The following is a 1,195-nucleotide window of genomic DNA, read 5'->3' as shown; positions in this document are numbered from 1 at the left end:
TAGCAACGATCCAGACTCTGTCTCTTCGGTGTGGTGCGCCTGTGGCACAAGCTGGAATAATAAACGATTGGACGGAGTACCCAAGAGCTTCCAAGTCAGAACACACCTCTTGGAAGACCAATCCGTTCGACCAATTAACAATCCCGCGAACGTTCTCGCCCACGACCCAACGCGGTTTACACTCTCCGATAACTCTAAGCATCTCTGGCCACAGGTGGCGTTCATCCTCCGATCCTTTTCGTTTTCCTGCGACGCTGAACGGTTGACAGGGGAACCCTCCGCTAAGGATGTCAATTCGTCCATTATAGTTAGTTGCGTCAAAGTCGTGTATGTCTCCATATTGTTCTGCATTAGGAAAGTGGTGCTTTAGGACTTTGCGAGGAAATTCTTCCCACTCGCAATTAAAGAGGTTGGTAAACCCTGACCATTCCGCTGCAAGGTCAAAGCCACCAATACCACTAAACAAACTTGCGTGTGTCATTTGTCTGTGAAAATCATTCGCACTTCTGTATGTCCTCCACCTTGAGGGACTTGAGCATAAATTTGTTTAATCCATTTATTCTTGTACCCCTGAGCAATCCATTTGTCGCGCTTTTCACGCCCACGAATCAGAATTGTTTGTTGCTTTTCTTCTTCATCATAAGTCAGCCTGTATGCTCCGTATGGATCAAAGGTAACTATGCCTTTGTCGTGCATCTCGCTCAGTCTTGCTGATGCTGTTTGCGCTTTTATGCCTAGCTGAAAGCCAATCATTTCTAAAGTAGTTGCTCCCTTATTTTTCAAGTAAGAATGTACCTGCTGTTCCATAGATGGTTTCTTAGGCTTAATTTCTTCGTGGGCTTGATAGCTTGCTTTACTCATCTTCTAGTCTGCTTTTAAAATGTTCAATAATCTTCTCTGTCTTTACCTTGTAGTAGTCTTTAAACTCTCCCTCTCCCCCTTCCTGCTTGTACAACTTGTAGAGTACAGCACGTAACCTTTGGCTCTGTGTCTTCTTCTTATCGTACAGGTCTAACTCTATGCTGTCTAACTCTTCAAACGGCACGCTCTCTTCGGGCGAATCATCAGCCCTAAAGTACAGTATACCGAATGTATCTAACAAACTATCAATGTTCATTAGGTCTGCGCTCGTCTGCTCTTGTGTAAGCAAACGTAAACTTACGCTTCTATCCTTTCTGCGTTGATACCCATCAAG

3 protein-coding genes are annotated in these 1,195 nt (G+C 44.6%); all 3 read right to left on the bottom strand.

The window, feature by feature from the left end; genetic code table 11:
• On the bottom strand, nt 1–481 hold a 481-nt coding region (locus tag GY843_RS20980), incomplete at its 3' end, for a DNA cytosine methyltransferase (protein WP_367183788.1).
• Nucleotides 478–861 carry a hypothetical protein gene (locus tag GY843_RS03500; protein WP_297306568.1) on the bottom strand — a complete coding sequence of 128 codons (384 nt, stop codon included), beginning with the start codon at nt 859–861 and terminating at the stop codon, nt 478–480. The genes GY843_RS20980 and GY843_RS03500, both read right to left, overlap by 4 nt.
• The coding region (locus tag GY843_RS03495; protein ID WP_297306566.1) for a hypothetical protein at nt 854–1,195 on the bottom strand (342 nt) is incomplete at its 5' end. The genes GY843_RS03495 and GY843_RS03500, both read right to left, overlap by 8 nt.

The organism is Neptuniibacter sp., from assembly GCF_024231755.1.
Lineage (GTDB): Bacteria > Pseudomonadota > Gammaproteobacteria > Pseudomonadales > Balneatricaceae > Neptuniibacter.
Note: the sequence above shows the minus strand (reverse complement) of the source record. Positions and strands in the feature narration are given on the sequence as shown.

Bases quoted from the DNA above. Each gene is read 5' to 3' on its own strand.
- GY843_RS03500 (WP_297306568.1), bottom strand. From the start codon at position 861: ATGAGTAAAGCAAGCTATCAAGCCCACGAAGAAATTAAGCCTAAGAAA.